Origin of the sequence: Comamonas aquatica, from assembly GCF_018064205.1 — a bacterium.
GTDB classification, from domain to species: Bacteria; Pseudomonadota; Gammaproteobacteria; order Burkholderiales; family Burkholderiaceae_C; genus Comamonas; species Comamonas aquatica.
The window spans coordinates 999861-1015761 of the sequence record NZ_CP072916.1 but is presented as its reverse complement, the minus strand read 5'-3'; the positions used below and the strand labels follow the sequence as shown (position 1 = coordinate 1015761).

Genomic DNA, 15901 nt, shown 5'->3' with positions numbered 1-15901 from the left:
GTCACTTGCATGGGACTCAATAACCTCAAAATTGGCCGCCGCCTGGCGCTGTCCTTCGGATTGGTTCTGCTGATCACTGCCACGATTGCGGGCCTGGGCATCTGGCGCCTGCAAACCCTGGGCCAGGCCATGGACCAATTGACCCGCGAAGACAGCCAGCGCCTGCAGGCCACCAACGAATGGCGCCAGGGCATCGAGTTGAACTGGATGCGCACCCGCGCCGCCATCCTGAGCCCGGACGCCCACCACTTTGCGGAGCTGCAAAAGGAGATGGCCGAGACCTCGAAGTCCGTCGACCAGCTGCGCACCACCATCGAAGGCCTGATCCGCACCGAGGCGGGGCGCCAGTTGGTGGTCAACATCGACAAGGCACGCGCCGCCTACCGTGATCCCCGGGCCGAGCTGCTCAAGCGCCGCGCCGCGGGCGAGGACGTGTCCACCGCCCTGGACCAGCAGCTGGTGCCGCTGGCCGAGGCCTACAACCAGTCCATCCGCCAGTTCGAGCAGCGCCAGCAGATGCTGTACGAACAGACCCGCGATGCCACCATGGCACAGGTCCATCAGAGCCAGTGGATCATCCTGGTGTGCGCCGCCATCGCCCTGCTGACCGGCGGCGTGGCAGCCTGGCTGCTCAGCCGTTCCGTCACCGGCCCTCTGCAACTGGCCGTGCGCAGCGCCGAGCAGATTGCCGAGGGCGACCTGACGCAATCCATCGCGGTCCAGGGCCGCGACGAGACCGCCGCCCTGCTGGGCGCCCTGCAGCACATGCAGACGCGGCTGGCCGAAGTGGTCTCCGGCGTGCGCAGCAATGCCGAGAGTGTGGCCACGGCCAGCGCACAGATCGCACAGGGCAACAGCGACCTGTCCAGCCGCACCGAAAGCCAGGCCAGCGCCCTGGAAGAGACCGCCGCGTCCATGGAGCAGCTGGGCACCACCGTGCGCCAGAATGCCGACAACGCACGCCAGGCCAACCAGTTGGCCTTGACCGCCTCCACCGTGGCGGCCCAGGGCGGCGAGGTGGTGACCCAGGTGGTGCACACCATGCGCGGCATCAACGACAGCAGCCGCAAGATTGCCGACATCATCGGCGTCATCGACAGCATTGCCTTCCAGACCAACATCCTGGCGCTGAACGCGGCGGTGGAAGCTGCGCGCGCTGGCGAGCAAGGCCGTGGCTTTGCCGTGGTGGCCAGCGAAGTGCGCAGCCTGGCACAGCGCAGCGCCGATGCCGCCAAGGAAATCAAGCAGCTGATCACAGCCAGCGTCAATCAGGTGGACCAGGGCACGCAACTGGTGGACCAGGCCGGCACCACCATGACCCAGGTGGTCAGCGCGATTGGCCGCGTCACCGACATCATGGGAGAAATCAGCGCCGCCAGTACCGAGCAAAGCCAGGGCGTGGCCCAGGTGGGCGAAGCCGTCACACAGATGGACCAGGCCACCCAGCAAAATGCCGCCCTGGTCGAGGAAAGCGCCGCCGCCGCCAGCAGCCTGAACAGCCAGGCCACGCAGCTGGTCAACGCCGTGGCGGTGTTCCGCCTGCCCGGCCAGGCCCAGCGGGCCGCCCACCAGACCGTGACCACCGCGCAGGGCCATCGCCCGCAGGCTCAGCGCACGGCACCGGCCGCCCTGGGCCACAGCGCCACGCCCGCCCACAGCGCCGACTGGCACGAGGCCTGAGCCACGGCCAGCCGGCCCGCCGCGGGCCCCTCACGCGGTCGCGGCGCGGCGAGCCCTGCCGGCGCTAAGCGTCCTGGCGGCTGCCGCGTGCGGCGGCCGGAATACCACGCGCCATGCGGGCGTGGTAGACGGTCAGGCGCGACAGCCCCAGCTGCTGCGCCACCTTGGCATCCGAGGCCGTGCCCAGCAGGGCCACGGCCTGCGGGGTCCAGGCAAAGCCCGCACCCTGCTGCTCGGACCGCGAGGCCACGCCCAGTTCCTGGCGCCTGGCCACCACACTCGCCTTGCTCAGCCCCCAGCGCCGCGCCAGCTCGGCATCGCTGTCGGTGCCCAGGGCGGCTTCCATCTCGGGCGTCCACTGCACATGGCCGAAGGCCGGAATGCCCAGGGCGTTGCGCTTGAGGTTCACGGTCTTGGCCGTGGTGCCCCAGCGTTCGGCCAGCACGGCATCCTTGTCGGTGCCCAGCTGCGCCAGCATCGCGTCCGTCCATTCCAAGGCGGCTTTGCCCATGGCTTTCCTCTTTGACCCATCACAAGCCCAATCGGGCTCCAACGCTGATGCAGCAAGCGCTGACAGCTACAAAAACAATCTCTTGGCGGGGCACATCCCGCCTGCCCTACCCGGGCCCGGCATGGCACACGCCGCGCACGAGCGCCGACCGCCGCCACCTGCCCCCTGGTGCGCCCCCGGCGCGGGGGCCGTGTGCCCTCAGTGCGTGTGGCCCCAGTAGATCAGGGCATCGCGCCCCTCGACCGACAGCGACACCGGCGCGCCCACGGGCAGCAGCACCTTGGTGGCCACATGGCCGTACGGCAGGCCTTGCAGCACGGGAATGCGCAACTGGCTGCGCAGCCAGTCGATGACACTTTGCAGCTTGTAGCCCTTGTCGTGCGGGGTCAGCTTGAACTCGGTGAACTGGCCGAACACGATGGCCTTTTGCTGGGCCAGCACACCGGCGTGCAGCAGCTGGGTCAGCATGCGCTCGATCTTGTAGGGGTGCTCGCCCACGTCCTCCAGGAACAGGATGCCGCCCTGCACCTGCGGGAAGTAGGGCGTGCCCAGCAGCGAGACCAGCACGGCCAGGTTGCTGCCCCACAGGGTGGCGCCACCATCGATGTAGAAATCCTCGGGCACGGCGCCCGCCGGCTGCTTGGGCATGCGCCAGCCGGCCCCTTCGCCATGGCCGTAGAGCAGGTCGTCAAAGCAGTCCTGCAGGATGTCGTCCACCCCGTCCTTCGGGCCAAAGTCGGCGATCAGCGCCGGCCCGGCCCAGGTGGTGGCGCCGGTCTGCGCCAGCAAGGCGTTTTGGAAGGCGGTGAAGTCGCTCAGGCCGACGAACTGCGTGCCACGGGCAATGCTCTGTGCCACGGCAGCGTAGTCGATGCCGGGCAGGATGCGCGTCAGCCCATAGCCGCCACGGCTGATCAGGGCCACATCGGCGCCGCTGGCCGCTGCGCGGTGGATGGCGGCCAGGCGCGTGGCGTCGTCGCCGGCAAAGCGCAGGTGGCTGCTCAGCGCATCGGTGTCCACCTCGACCTCGTGGCCCTGGGCCTGCAGGCGCTTGATGGCGCGGCGGAACGCGGCCTTGTCGCGCACCGCGCCGGAGGGGGAGTAGACGTAGATGTGCCTGGGACCGTGGCTGTGGTCGTGGCCGCAGCAGTCCTCGCCCGGGGCATGGTGGTGGTCGTGGTCGCACTGCGCGCCGTGGGCATGGGCCTCGGCGTGGTCATGGCCGCAGGCCGCATGCCCGCCGCAGCAGGCAGGGTCGTGATCGTGGTCGTGTGCGGGCGTGGCGGGGGTGTTCTTCTTGGTGGAATGCGCCAAAGCGTTCCATGCCACCAGGGGGTGGCATGCTCCGTAGATGGGTTGGGGGTCGGTCTGGCTAGACGGGCGTCTTCGCTGTAGGCCCAAAGTATTCCATAGCCCACTGCACGCTGGCTGCCGCCTGCGCCGGAACCAGAGGCGGCACTGGGGTCTGTACCAGCGCATCCGGATGCTGCGCCAGGGCCGACACGGCAGCCAGCCAGGCCTGGCGCCAGGCCAGCTCCGGCACCAGTGGATGGCTGCGGCTGTGGCTGATGCGGCAGCGCCCCTGCGCCAGCCAGCCGGCCAGCAGCGCCTGCGGCACGGGCGGCAGCTGTGCCTGCACCCGCGGCCAGGCCTGGAGCGCGGCACGGTGCCCCGGCTGTGAAAAAGGGATAGCTAGTGGCGCAGACCCACTCTGCGCTGAAGCCCCCAAACCTGCTTGCTCCATGCCCTGGGCCACGTCCCAGCGCGGCTTGCGGGCCGCGGCCTGCAGCCATGCGGCCAGGGCGGGCGGCGGGGATGCATCCGGCCAGGCATCCATCAGCCAGGCCCCCCGCCAGCGCTCGGGCAGGGCCTGGGCCACGGCCAGCCCCAGGCGGGCGCCATCGCCCGCGCCCAGCAGCACCACCTGGCGCAGGTCCAGGTGCTCGACCAGTTCCTGCAGCACCTGGACGTGCCAGGCGGCGCTGTGGGCCTGCTCGCGCTTGGGCTGGTCGCTGCGGCCAAAGCCCGGCAGATCGGGCACCACCACGCGGTGGCCGGCATGCAGCAGTCCCGGCAGCCCATGGGCAAAGGCATAACCCCAACTGGCGGCGCCATGCAGGCACAGCCAGGTCACCGGGGCATCGTGCGGTCCTTCGTCCACCACGGCCATGCGCAGGCCCGCCAGGGACGGTAGGTCGCTGCGCCACTGCGGCACATAGGGCCAGTGCGGCAGATCGGCGAACGCGCGGTCGGGGTGGCGCAACGCCGTGTCCTTGAGCGGGTGCTTGGCCAGGGCCACCGCTTTGTGCTGCGCCCGGCGCTGCTGAAAGAACTGCGCCAGCACGGCCGCGCATTCCGGCGCCAGCACACCGCGCTCCACCCGGGTCTGGTGGTTGATGGCGGGATAGCCAAACACATCAAGCACCGAGCCCGCAGCCCCGGTCTTGGGCTCGGCCGCGCCGTAAACCACAGCATCCACGCGCGCGTGCAGCATGGCGCCGCTGCACATGGTGCAGGGCTCCAGCGTCACATACAGGGTGCAGCCATCGAGCCGGTAGTTGCCCAGGCGCCGGGCGGCATCGCGCAGGGCCAGGATCTCGGCATGGGCGGTGGGGTCGCCGCTGCCCAACGGCGCATTCGCGCCCTCGCCCACGATCTGCCCGTCCTTGACGACCACCGCGCCCACCGGCACCTCGCCGGCGGCGGCGGCTTGCTGCGCCAGACGCAGGGCATGGCGCATCCAATGGGCGTGGTCAGGGCGGGCAGCATTCATAGGCGCGCATTATCCCGTGGCCCGGGACCGGGCTCAGCCCAGCAGCTTGATCAGCGTCTGCAGGAACACCGCGTTCAGCAGGTCGATGAAGAAGGCCCCCACCATGGGCACGATCAGGAACGCCTTGTGCGATGGCCCGTACTGGTTGGTGATGGCCTGCATATTGGCAACGGCCGTGGGTGTGGCACCCATGCCGAAGCCGCAATTGCCTGCGCACAGCACGGCGGCGTCGTAGTCGCGCCCCATGGCGCGGAAGGTCACGCCAGCCACATAGACCAGCATGGCCACCGTCTGGGCGGCCAGGATCACCACCAGCGGGCCGGCCAGATCGGCCAGCTCCCACAGCTTGAGGGACAGCAAGGCGATCGCCAGGTACAGGGACAGCGCCGCATTGCCGAACACATCAATCGCGCGGTCAAACACCTGGAAGCGGAACACATAGTCCAGCGTGTTGCGGATCAGCACCCCGCCGGCCAGTGCCCAGACGAAGGTCGGCAGCTGGAACGCCATGCCGGCGGTCACGCCCGTCATCAGCTGGGCGAAGGCCAGGCAGCCGGCAAACAGGGCCAGGGTTTCGATGGTCGCGTCGGTGGTGATCAGCCGCGTCTTGCGCGGCGACTCGAAGTTGTACGCCGCCGCATCCACCAGGCTGTCCGCACTGCCGGGCGCCGCGGGCGGCCCCTGCAGCTGGTGGCGCCGGATCAGCCACTTGGCCAGCGGCCCGCCGACCAGCCCACCGATCACCAGGCCGAAGGTGGCGCAGGCCATGCCCAGGGTCATGGCGCCTTGCACGCCGTGTTCGCGCTCCAGCACGCTGCCCCAGGCCCCGGCGGTGCCGTGGCCGCCCAGCAAGGTCATGGAGCCGGCAATCAGTCCCACCAGCGGGTCCAGCCCCAGCAGGGTCGCCAGGCTGACCCCGACGGCGTTCTGCACCCCGATGAACACCGCAATCACCACCAGAAAAATGAGCAGTGCGCGCCCGCCCTCCTTGAGTTTGGAGAAATTGGCACTCAGACCGATGGAGGAAAAGAACACCAGCATGAAGGCCGTCTGCAGCTCGCCGTCGAAGCTCAGGCGGTAGCCCAGCACGGCATAGAGCAGGTAGCACAGGGCCGCAGCGACTAGGCCGCCGGCCACGGGCTCCGGAATGTTGAAGTTGCGCAACCACCGCAGGTGCCCCACCAGCCACTTGCCCAGCAGCAAGACGATGACGGCACTAATCAGGGTGTAGTAGGTGTTGAAGTGCAGGTCCATGGCGGCCTCGACGGCAAAAAGATGCTGAGGAAAGTATGCCCTCTCCGCAGCCCGTCGCGGCCGCGCTGGCGCCAGGACCCGCGCGCAGGCGGTGCCCGCGCGACCCCGGACAGCCAGCACAGGGCCACGGCAATACCCCCCGCCAGCCACCAACCAGGGCGGTGCGGGGATAATTCGCCCCCTATGTCTCTCTTGCCCCACCAACTCGAACTCTTGTCCCCGGCACGCAATGCCGAAATCGGCATCGAAGCCGTGAACCACGGTGCGGACGCCGTCTACATCGGCGGCCCCGGCTTTGGCGCGCGCGCCACGGCAGGCAATGAGACGCGCGATCTGGAGCGCCTGGTCCAGCACGCCCACCGCTTCGGCAGCCGCATCTTCATCACGCTCAACACCATCCTGCGCGACGATGAGCTGGAAGGCGCACGCAAGATGGCCTGGGACATGTACCACATCGGCGCGGACGCGCTGATCATCCAGGACATGGGTTTGCTGGAGCTGGATCTGCCTCCCATCCAGTTGCACGCTTCCACACAAAACGACATTCGCACGCCCGAGAAGGCCAAGTTCCTGCAGGACGCAGGCCTGTCCCAGATTGTGCTGGCGCGCGAGCTGGACTTGAAGCAGATCAAGGCCGTGCACAACGTGCTGGACCCGCACACCACCATCGAATACTTCATCCACGGTGCGCTGTGCGTGGCGTATTCGGGCCAGTGCTACATCACCCACGCCCACACGGGCCGCAGCGCCAACCGCGGCGACTGCAACCAGGCTTGCCGCCTGCCCTATGAGGTCATGGATGACAAGGGCCGCATCATTGCGCACGAAAAGCACGTGCTGTCGATGAAGGACAACAACCAGACCGACAACATGCGTGCGCTGGTGGATGCGGGCGTGCGCAGCTTCAAGATCGAAGGCCGCTACAAAGACATGGGGTACGTGAAGAACATCACGGCCCACTACCGCAAGATCCTGGACGAGATCATCGAAGAGCGGGAGTTCTCGGACATGCCGCTGGCGCGCTCGTCCTCGGGCACCACCACCTTCACCTTCACCCCCGATCCGGACCAGAACTTCAACCGCGAGTTCACCGACTACTTCGTCAACGGCCGCAAGGACGACATTGGCGCCTTCGACACGCCCAAGACCCCCGGCCGCGCCGTGGGCTGGGTCACGCAGGTGGGCGACAAGTGGTTCGAGTTCGAGAGCCACGACAAGGCCGCTGTCTTCAACAACGGCGACGGCCTGTGCTACTACGACCTGCAAAAGGAACTGGTGGGCGTGCACATCAACCGCGCCGAGAGCGTGCATGCCAAGAAGGGCATCTGGCGCGTCTTCCCCAAGGACCCGATTGCCGGCTTCAAGGACCTGCGCAAGGGGCTGGAGGTCAACCGCAACCGCGACATGAACTGGGTGCGCATGCTGGACAAGAAGTCCAGCGACCGCCGCATCGGCCTGTGGGCGGAGTTCCGGGAAACCGCCGACGGCTTTGCGCTGACGTTGACCGACGAAGACGGTTGGGTGGGCCAGGCCACGATTGCGCAGAAACACCAAGCCGCCACCGATGCCAGCAAGGCCGAAGCCACGCTGCGCGAGCAGCTGGGCCGCTTTGGCGCATCGATCTTTGCGGTGCACGACATCAGCCTCTCTATCACCCAGCCCTGGTTTGTGCCGGCCTCGGCCCTGAACCAGCTGCGCCGCGATGCGCTGCAAGCGCTGGAAGCCGCGCGCGCGTCCGGCTTGGTGCGCCTGCCGCGTGCAAAACCGGTCGAGCCCCCCGTGCCCTTCCCCGAAGACACGCTGAGCTACCTGGCCAACGTCTACAACCAGAAGGCGCACGACTTCTACGTCAAGCACGGCGTGAAGGTGATCGATGCGGCCTACGAGAGCAAGGAAGAGCTGGGTGAAGTCAGTCTGATGATCACCAAGCACTGCGTGCGCTACTCCATGAGCCTGTGCCCCAAGCAGGCCAAGGGCGTGATCGGCGTCAAGGGCACGATCAAGGCCGAGCCGCTGCAGCTGATCAACGGCAAGGAAAAGCTGACCCTGCGCTTTGACTGCAAGCCCTGCGAGATGCACGTGGTGGGCAAGATGAAGTCCTCGGTGCTGAACCAGCATGCCAAGGAGATGCAAGAGTTCCCCATGCAGTTCTACCGCACCCGCCCTGCGCCCCAGGCCAAGGCCTGAGCCCGGCGGGGCTAGGGCCAGCCTGCCAGCGACCTTGAGGCTGGCACGGGCCCGGTGAAAACTCAGTCGGCCGACTTGCGGGACGGTGCCTGGAACAGGGCCGCAACACGGGGCCGACGCTCCGCCCCGCCAGCCGGCGCAGCGGGCCGCAGTGCCGCCTTAGCCATAGCGGGTGCTGGTGCCGCCGCACGTGCGGCCCTCGGTGCCCGCGCCGGTGCCGCCACGGGCTGGGCGGCCTCCCAGGCCGGCAAGGCCGCATACACCACGGCCGGGCCATGGGCATCGTTGGCGGCGTAACGCAGTTGTCCCTCGCTCAGGCGTGGCAGCGACCAGTTGCTGGTCGACTGCTTCTTGGACTTCTGGAAGTTCTGCCCCAGCACCAGTGCCACCGCCGCGCGCACGCCGGTGGATGCGCCATAGCCATGGCGCTTGAACACGCGGTCCAGGTCGACGATGTGGGCCAGCTCCGCCCCCAGGCGGCGCGGCAGGCTGGATTGGTCGTTGTCCAGGCCAAAACCCACCTTGCAAATGCCCGGGTGGCCCAGCACCTCACGCGCCAGGGCCAGGGCTTGGGGGTGGTGCAGTTGCAAGATCCAGGCACGCTGGGGTGTGGCCAGTTGCACCACGTGGGGCCCGGTATCGACCTGGGCGACGTGGAACAGCGGCTTGCTCTCGGTGTCAAAACCCAGCGCGGACTGAGCCAGCAGCTCTGTGCGCGCCTGGGCGAATTCGGCCTCGGTCGCAGGCACGATGATGGCCGGGTCCGGCAGCGCCTGGAAAGGCGGCAGTAGCTGGCTTTGTTCCTTGGTGGGGGGCTTGAGGCGGGACATGGGGGACAAGTGTGCAGGCATCGGCCACCGCCCCGGCCAGCGGGAGCAACGGCCGACAGTCGGCTTAGACGGGCAGGCCCACCAGGTCGTGGCCCTGGGTGCCGACGATCTTCACGCTAATCAGCTCGCCGACCTTGTAGGTCTTGCTGGCCTTTTCGGGCGGCAGGATGTGGACTACGCCGTCGATCTCGGGCGCATCGGCATAGGTACGGCCCACGCCGCCCTTCTTGCCCAGGCCCACGGACTTGTCGACCAGCACCTTCATGATCTGGCCCACGCGGCGCTGCAGGCGCTGGGTGGAGACCTCTTCCGCCACCTGCATGAAGCGGGCACGGCGCGCCTCGCGCACCTCCACGGGCAGCATGCCGGGCAGCTCGTTGGCGGTGGCTCCTTCCACGGGGCTGTAGGCAAAGCAGCCGGCACGGTCGATCTCGGCCTCGCGGATGAAGTTCAGCAGGTGCTCGAACTCTTCCTCGGTCTCACCGGGGAAGCCGGCGATGAAGGTGGAGCGGATCACCAGCTCGGGGCAGATGGCGCGCCACTCGCGGATGCGGTCCAGGTTCTTTTCGCCGGATGCGGGGCGCTTCATGCGCTTGAGCACATCGGGGTGGCTGTGCTGCAGCGGCACATCCAGGTAGGGCAGGACCTTGCCTTCGGCCATCAGGGGAAGGATGGCGTCGACCGTGGGGTAGGGATAGACATAGTGCAGACGCACCCAGGCGCCGTGCTGCTGGGCCAGCTGACCCAGTGCCTCGGTCAGCTCCAGCATGCGGGTCTTGACCGGCTTGCCGTCCCAGAAGCCGGTACGGTACTTCACATCCACGCCATAGGCCGAGGTGTCCTGGCTGATGACCAGCAGCTCCTTGACGCCGCCTTCGAACAGCGCCTTGGCCTCCTTGAGCACATCACCGATGGGGCGCGACACCAGGTCGCCACGCATGCTGGGGATGATGCAGAAGGTGCAGCGGTGGTTGCAGCCTTCGGAAATCTTCAGGTAGGCATAGTGCTTGGGCGTGAGCTTCAGGCCAGCTTCGCCAAAGCCGCCGGGCACCAGGTCCACAAACGGGTCATGGGGCTTGGGCAGGTGCTGGTGCACCGCGTCCATCACTTCCTGCGTGGCATGGGGGCCGGTCACGGCCAGCACGCTGGGGTGCACCTCGGCCACCATGTTGCCGCCTTCCTTGCCCGCCTTGGCGCCCAGGCAGCCGGTCACGATGACCTTGCCGTTGGCGGCCAGGGCCTCACCGATCGTGTCCAGGCTTTCCTTGACCGCATCGTCGATGAAGCCACAGGTGTTGACGATCACCAGGTCCGCGCCCTCGAAGGTCTTGGAGGTCTGGTAACCCTCGGCGCTGAGCTGCGTGAGGATGAGTTCGGAGTCGGTCAATGCCTTGGGGCAGCCCAAAGACACGAAGCCCACTTTCGGGGCGCTGTTTTCGGTGGTCATTGTGTGAATGCGTGTGGGGGATTGCGCCAGTTGCGCAAGGCCTGCGCGCGGAGGTCCTCCGGCCGGCGAAATCAAGGCGCAATTTTAGCCAGCGCGCCCTGTTCGTGCCGGAGAGCCCCTGCATAGCCCGCGGTGCGCCGTGCCGACCGCCTGTAGAAGCCACCTCGTCGGCGTGCAGCGGCAGGTCAAGCAACCGCAGCGGCCGCGTTGGCCCCGGTGCAGACCAGCCACGAAAAACGGGCCCGCAGGCCCGTGGATCGGTAGGTGGCTGCCGATGCGGCAGCCGATCAGCGCTTGATGCCGAACATGGCCATCATCTGCTCGGTCTGCTTTTGCATCTGCTCCTGCATCTTCTGCACCTGCTCGGCATAGGCGTTGCCCAGCATGGGGTTGGACATCTGCATCATCTGCGTCCAGGCTTCGCTGCCGCCCATGCCCGACTGCTCGGCCAGCTTGCTCTGGAAGTCGGTGAACATCTGCACGCTTTTCTCGATGTAGCTGCCCATGTAGCCCTGCATGGTGTGGCCATAGAAGCGGATGATGTTGGCCAGCATGGCCTCGGTGAACATGGGCGCGCCACCGGCCTCTTCTTCCAGGATGATCTGCAGGAAGATGGAGCGGGTCAGGTCCTCGCCGGTCTTGGCGTCCTTGACGACGATGTTCTCGCGCTCCATCACCAGCTGCTTGACCTCGGCCAGGGTGATGTAGGTCGAGGTGGCCGTGTCGTACAGGCGGCGGTTGGGGTACTTCTTGATGACGCGCTGGGCGGAGATCGAGGTGGTGGTGGTGTCTTGTGCGGTCATCGGCAGATTCTCGTGGCGGGGACGGTGGTGGGCGCAGTCGGCGCAGGCCCTATTCTAAGAATGGCTTTTCATGCCGCAGTGCAGCACTAACCCTGAATCGCGCCACCGTGCATCTTGAAAAAACAGGAGCTGGAAGCGCTGAAATTGCAGGCATTTCAGCATGCTTTAACCTTTAAAACAAGCCAGTACAAGCGTAGATTGCTATGGCTTCCTCATTTCGCACCTTCGCCAGCGCCCGCTGCCCGCCACGCCACCTCGGGCATGGTTCGATCCGCACACCGGGCACCTGCTGCGCCAGCTGCACCAGGCGTTGGGCACCCAGGCTGCGAAGCAGATCGTCTGCGGCCAGGCCAGGCCGTGCAGCGCCAAGCCCGCCTGCATGGCCCCATGCCGGACTCGGCGGGCCTGCCGGGGAGCCGCTGGCTGCCGCCTTCTCGCACCATCGCTGGCCCGGGTGGCCGCAGCGCGGCAGATTCAGTCCTGCGCCGCGGCAGCCTGGGCGAAGACCAAGCGCACCGACAGTCCGCTGCCGCCCTCGGCCGGGGGCGAGATCAGCACCAGCTCGGCCGCGTGCTTGTCGGCGATCGAGCGCACGATGGACATACCCAGCCCATAGCCGATGTGGTGGCTGCCGATGCGCGCATGGCGCTGCTGCATCTGCGCCAGCGCCTCGGGCGACAGCCCCGGGCCGTGGTCACGCACGCTGAGCGCCGGCTGCGGCGTGGCCAGCACCTGCAGCTCCACCGGCCCCTGGGTGTAATGCAGGGCGTTGTCCACCAGGTTGCGCAGCACGATGGCCAGGCCGTCCAGGTCCCCTTCCACCCACACGGCGGGCTGGTCCTCGGGCACCAGGCAGTCCAGCCGCTTGCGGGCAGCGTCCTGCTGCCAGAACTCCTGGGCGACCTGCTCGGCCAGCTGCACCAGGTTGACGCGCCCGAAATGCGCCACGTCGCCGCCCTCGGCGCGTGACAGCTGCAGCAGCCGCTCCGTGCGGTGGCTCAGGGTCGCCAGGGAGCGCAGGGCCTGGCGCACGTCGTCCAGCGGCACCTGGCCGGAGGTCTCGGCCAGAGCGCCATCCGTCACGGCCCGGTCGACCGCCGTCTGCAGGCGCAAGCGCACCTCGGCCAGGGGCGTGCGCAATTCATGCGCCGCGTTCGCCGCCAGGGAGCGCTCGACGTTCAGGGCCTCGCCCAGGCGCTCCAGCAACTGGTTCACGCCGTCCCCGACGGCGCACAGCTCCAACGGCATGTCGGCCAGCTCCAGCGGCTGCAGGTTGCTGCCGCTGCGCGCCGTGATCTGCTGCTGCAGTTGCTCCAGGGTGCGCAGCTGGCGCCGCGCCACCACCGTGATCACCCAGGCCAGCACCGGCAGCATGACCAGCAGCACCAGCACCAGCCCGATGACGGTGCGCTGGCTGGCCTCGCGCCGCTCGCTCAGCGGGTCGGCCAGTTGCAGCCAGGCACCGGACACCTCGTCGTACAGGCTGAACACGCGGTAGTCGTCGGTCTCGTAGAACCCGGCCTGCAAGGGCACGGCAAAGGCCGAGGCCGGGGTCGCCACCGAGCGCAGCAGCACCTGGCCGTTGGCGCCACGCAGCTGCAGCAGCAAGGGCTCGGAGTGTGCCGGGCCGGGCTGGGTGCGCATCAGCAGCGGTTCATCCAGGGCCATGGGCTGGGCCCGCTCCACTTCCAGCAAGGCGGGGTAGAGCTGGTGGTGCGCACTCTCGACCAGCTCCACGTCGAAGTTGTGCTGAATTTCGCCATTCACGTAGGTGGCCACCAGGGCCGTGCTCAACAGCCAGACCGGCACCACGGCCAGGGTCAGGCTGCGGCCCAGGCGCTGGGCCAGGCTCTGCGCGCGGGGGGCAGCCGGGCTCATAGCGCCGTCAGGCGGTAGCCCGTGCCGCGCACGGTTTCGATCAGCGCACTGCCCAGCTTGCGCCGCAGGCGGCTGATGAAAACTTCCAGCGTGTTGCTATCGCTGGTGGCGTCCCACTGGTACAGGGCTTCCTGCAGCCGCTCGCGGGTGAAGATCTGGCCGGGCCGGCTGGCCAGCACGCGCAGCAAGGCCCATTCCTTGGGCGTCAGCACCACCGGGACGGCCCCGTTGCGCACCACCTCGCGGCCCAGATCGATGGTGACCGCGTCGCAGGTCAGCACCGAGCTGGCTTGGCTGCCACGGCGCCGCTCGATGGCGCGCAGCCGCGCCAGCAGTTCCTCGGGGTCATAGGGTTTGACCAGGTAGTCATCGGCCCCCGCATCCAAGCCGCGGATGCGGTCGCTGACCTGGTCCCGCGCCGTCACCACGATCACCGTGGGCCGCGCCGATGGGTGGGCCGCGCTCTCGTGCAGCAGTGGCAGCAGGTGCAGGCCTTCGCCATCGGGCAGATTCAGGTCCAGCAGCACAGCGGCATACGGCACCGTGGCCGCAAAGCCCTTGGCCTGCTGCAAATTCTCCGCCCAATCCACGCTGAACTGCTTGCTCTTGAGATAACCCAACACGGCCTGCCCCAGCGGCCGATCATCTTCCACCAACAGAATGCGCACCCGAACCTCCTCCCAGACAGTTCCTCCAGTGTAGGCACAGCCTCCTGTCCACGCCAAGCTGAACACGGGCTGAACGGCGGCTTCAGGGGCTATTCAGATGCGCTGCCTACAGTGCGCAGCCATGTCTGAATTGCACGCCCCCGCCCTCTCCCCCCAACTTGCTACAGCCTCCGGCACCGCCCCCAGCCCCCGGCAGGCCGCACGCTGGTCGATCGCCCCGCGCTGGGCCGCCCTGGCCTTGGCCGTATGGTGCACCGCCGCCTTGAACCAGGCCTGGTGGGGCAAGCTCACCGCGCTGGCCAGCGAACAAAGCCTGGGGCTGCTCGAGGAAGCCCTGGTGGCCCTGGTGCTCACCGGGGTGACCTACCTGTGGTTCATGCTGCTGTCCTGGCCGAAGCTGCGCCGGGTCGGCTGGAGCCTGACCCTGGTCACGGCTGCCGCCGTACAGTACTTCATGCTGCATTACAGCGTGGTGATGGACGCCAGCATGATCCGCAACACCCTGCAGACCAATTACACGGAAGGCCTGGCCCTGCTCACCAGCGGGCTGGTCTGGCACGTACTGCTGTACGCGGGCGTGCCGGTGGCGGTGCTGTGGAAGGGGATCAGCCTGCGCCCGACCGCCTGGCGCAAGGACCTGTGGCGCTCCGGCCTGCTGGTGCTGGCCAGCCTGGGCGTGGTGGTCGGCGGCGGACTGCTGCTGTACAAGCCCATGGCGCCGCTGGTGCGCAACCACACGGAAATCCGCTACCTGATCAACCCGATGGCCACCATCGTGTCCTTCAGCAACGCCACCCTCAAGCCCCTGTTCAAGCGCCCCCGCCCCTTCCAGCGCATCAGCGAAGGAGTGGCCCTGGGCAGCACCTATGGCGGTGGCAGTGCACTGGCGGCCACAGCCCCGGGCACGGCGCGCAAGCCGCCGCTGCTGGTGCTGATCGTCGGGGAAACCACGCGCAGCGACCACTTCGGCCTGAACGGCTACCCCCGCAACACCACCCCCGAGATGGAGGCCCGCCGCGTCATCAGCTGGCGCCAGGTGCAGTCGTGCGGCACCAACACCCTGGCGTCGGTGCCCTGCATGTTCTCGCACCTGGGCAAGAGCGACTTCGAAGGCCGCAAGTTTGAATACGAGAACCTGATGGACGTGCTGCAGGCCGCCGGCCTGGGCACGGACTGGCTGGACAACCAGGCCGGCTGCAAGGAGGTGTGCAACCGCATTCCCCACGCCCAGGCCGACCAGGTGGCATCGCCCGAGGCCGTCCACCGCTGGTGCAAGGACGACGAATGCCTGGACCAGCTGATGGTGGAGCTGCTGGACCAGCGCCTGCGCAGCACGCAGCCCCAGGGTGCCAACCGCGGCACGGTGCTGGTGCTGCACCAGATGGGCAGCCACGGGCCGGCCTACTACCGCCGCTCCTCAGCCCCCAGCAAGCACTACCAGCCGGAATGCACCACCCACGTGACTTCCGACTGCAGCCGCGAACGCCTGGTGAACGTGTACGACAACAGCATGGTGGAGACCGACCTGTTCGTCGCCCGCACCATCGACTGGCTGCAGCAACAGCAGGACCATTACGAGACCGGTCTGATCTACCTGTCGGACCACGGGGAGTCGCTGGGCGAAAACGGCCTGTACCTGCACGGCCTGCCCTATGTGATTGCGCCCGACACCCAAAAGCATGTGCCCTGGGTGCTGTGGCCCGGCACGCTGCTGGCACGCACCGGTGTGGACGAGCGCTGCGTGCGTGAGCACATCGACCAGTCGCTGACGCACGACAACTTCTACCACACCGTGCTGGGCCTGCTGGACGTGCACAGCCCCACCTACCAGGCCCAGCTGGACGCCCTGCAGAACTGCCGCCGCAGTTGA

The 15901-nt window shown here is 67.8% G+C and carries 12 protein-coding genes; 3 read left to right on the top strand and 9 right to left on the bottom strand.

Features of this window, described 5'->3' with window-relative positions:
* The first annotated feature begins 9 nt into the window (after positions 1 to 9).
* Entirely contained in the window at positions 10 to 1680 is a 1671-nt protein-coding gene (locus KAQ61_RS04760) for a methyl-accepting chemotaxis protein (protein WP_210930659.1), read from the top strand.
* Between the two features lie 64 nt (positions 1681 to 1744).
* Here the strand turns inward: KAQ61_RS04760 and KAQ61_RS04755 are convergent, their stop codons facing one another.
* From KAQ61_RS04755 to gltS, 4 genes are all read right to left on the bottom strand, one after another.
* Entirely contained in the window at positions 1745 to 2191 is a 447-nt protein-coding gene (locus KAQ61_RS04755) for a hypothetical protein (protein WP_210930658.1), read from the bottom strand.
* Positions 2192 to 2389: 198 nt separating this feature from the next.
* Positions 2390 to 3505 carry an LD-carboxypeptidase gene (locus KAQ61_RS04750; protein WP_420839383.1) on the bottom strand — a complete coding sequence of 372 codons (1116 nt, stop codon included), beginning with the start codon at positions 3503 to 3505 and terminating at the stop codon, positions 2390 to 2392.
* Positions 3506 to 3563: 58 nt separating this feature from the next.
* Positions 3564 to 4964, bottom strand: a complete 1401-nt coding sequence (gene tadA / locus KAQ61_RS04745; protein ID WP_043386098.1) for a tRNA adenosine(34) deaminase TadA — start codon at positions 4962 to 4964, stop codon at positions 3564 to 3566.
* A gap of 33 nt (positions 4965 to 4997) precedes the next feature.
* The gene (gene gltS, locus KAQ61_RS04740) at positions 4998 to 6218 is read right to left on the bottom strand and encodes a sodium/glutamate symporter (protein WP_210930657.1); all 1221 of its coding nucleotides are present in this window, start codon (positions 6216 to 6218) and stop codon (positions 4998 to 5000) included.
* 183 nt (positions 6219 to 6401) lie between these two features.
* On the opposite strand from gltS, the gene KAQ61_RS04735 reads away from it, so the two are divergent.
* Complete coding sequence (locus tag KAQ61_RS04735) at positions 6402 to 8405, top strand: peptidase U32 family protein (protein WP_210930656.1); 2004 nt, start codon at positions 6402 to 6404, stop codon at positions 8403 to 8405.
* Between the two features lie 62 nt (positions 8406 to 8467).
* On the opposite strand, the gene KAQ61_RS04730 is transcribed toward KAQ61_RS04735, so the two are convergent.
* The 5 genes from KAQ61_RS04730 to KAQ61_RS04710 form a co-directional block, all read right to left on the bottom strand.
* A complete protein-coding gene (locus tag KAQ61_RS04730; protein WP_210930655.1) occupies positions 8468 to 9235 on the bottom strand; it encodes a 3'-5' exonuclease in 768 nt (255 codons plus the stop codon).
* Between the two features lie 64 nt (positions 9236 to 9299).
* Entirely contained in the window at positions 9300 to 10682 is a 1383-nt protein-coding gene (gene rimO / locus KAQ61_RS04725) for a 30S ribosomal protein S12 methylthiotransferase RimO (RefSeq protein WP_042413185.1), read from the bottom strand.
* A gap of 287 nt (positions 10683 to 10969) precedes the next feature.
* A complete protein-coding gene (gene phaR, locus KAQ61_RS04720) occupies positions 10970 to 11485 on the bottom strand; it encodes a polyhydroxyalkanoate synthesis repressor PhaR (RefSeq protein WP_210930654.1) in 516 nt (171 codons plus the stop codon).
* A gap of 474 nt (positions 11486 to 11959) precedes the next feature.
* The gene (locus KAQ61_RS04715; RefSeq protein WP_210930653.1) at positions 11960 to 13363 is read right to left on the bottom strand and encodes a sensor histidine kinase; all 1404 of its coding nucleotides are present in this window, start codon (positions 13361 to 13363) and stop codon (positions 11960 to 11962) included.
* The gene (locus tag KAQ61_RS04710) at positions 13360 to 14031 is read right to left on the bottom strand and encodes a winged helix-turn-helix domain-containing protein (RefSeq protein ID WP_042413191.1); all 672 of its coding nucleotides are present in this window, start codon (positions 14029 to 14031) and stop codon (positions 13360 to 13362) included. Before KAQ61_RS04710 ends, KAQ61_RS04715 begins: the two co-directional genes overlap by 4 nt.
* Positions 14032 to 14152: 121 nt before the next feature.
* Between KAQ61_RS04710 and KAQ61_RS04705 the strand changes: the two genes are divergently transcribed.
* Positions 14153 to 15901, top strand: coding sequence for a phosphoethanolamine transferase (locus tag KAQ61_RS04705; protein ID WP_210930652.1), 1749 nt, complete (start codon positions 14153 to 14155; stop codon positions 15899 to 15901).

What these genes read in the sequence shown, in the direction of transcription:
- KAQ61_RS04705 (WP_210930652.1), top strand. Translation starts at nt 14,153, where the DNA reads ATGTCTGAATTGCACGCCCCCGCCCTCTCCCCCCAACTTGCTACAGCC.
- rimO (WP_042413185.1), bottom strand. Translation starts at nt 10,682, where the DNA reads ATGACCACCGAAAACAGCGCCCCGAAAGTGGGCTTCGTGTCTTTGGGC.
- KAQ61_RS04735 (WP_210930656.1), top strand. Translation starts at nt 6,402, where the DNA reads ATGTCTCTCTTGCCCCACCAACTCGAACTCTTGTCCCCGGCACGCAAT.
- KAQ61_RS04715 (WP_210930653.1), bottom strand. Translation starts at nt 13,363, where the DNA reads ATGAGCCCGGCTGCCCCCCGCGCGCAGAGCCTGGCCCAGCGCCTGGGC.
- gltS (WP_210930657.1), bottom strand. Translation starts at nt 6,218, where the DNA reads ATGGACCTGCACTTCAACACCTACTACACCCTGATTAGTGCCGTCATC.
- KAQ61_RS04755 (WP_210930658.1), bottom strand. Translation starts at nt 2,191, where the DNA reads ATGGGCAAAGCCGCCTTGGAATGGACGGACGCGATGCTGGCGCAGCTG.
- tadA (WP_043386098.1), bottom strand. Translation starts at nt 4,964, where the DNA reads ATGAATGCTGCCCGCCCTGACCACGCCCATTGGATGCGCCATGCCCTG.
- KAQ61_RS04730 (WP_210930655.1), bottom strand. Translation starts at nt 9,235, where the DNA reads ATGTCCCGCCTCAAGCCCCCCACCAAGGAACAAAGCCAGCTACTGCCG.
- KAQ61_RS04760 (WP_210930659.1), top strand. Translation starts at nt 10, where the DNA reads ATGGGACTCAATAACCTCAAAATTGGCCGCCGCCTGGCGCTGTCCTTC.
- phaR (WP_210930654.1), bottom strand. Translation starts at nt 11,485, where the DNA reads ATGACCGCACAAGACACCACCACCACCTCGATCTCCGCCCAGCGCGTC.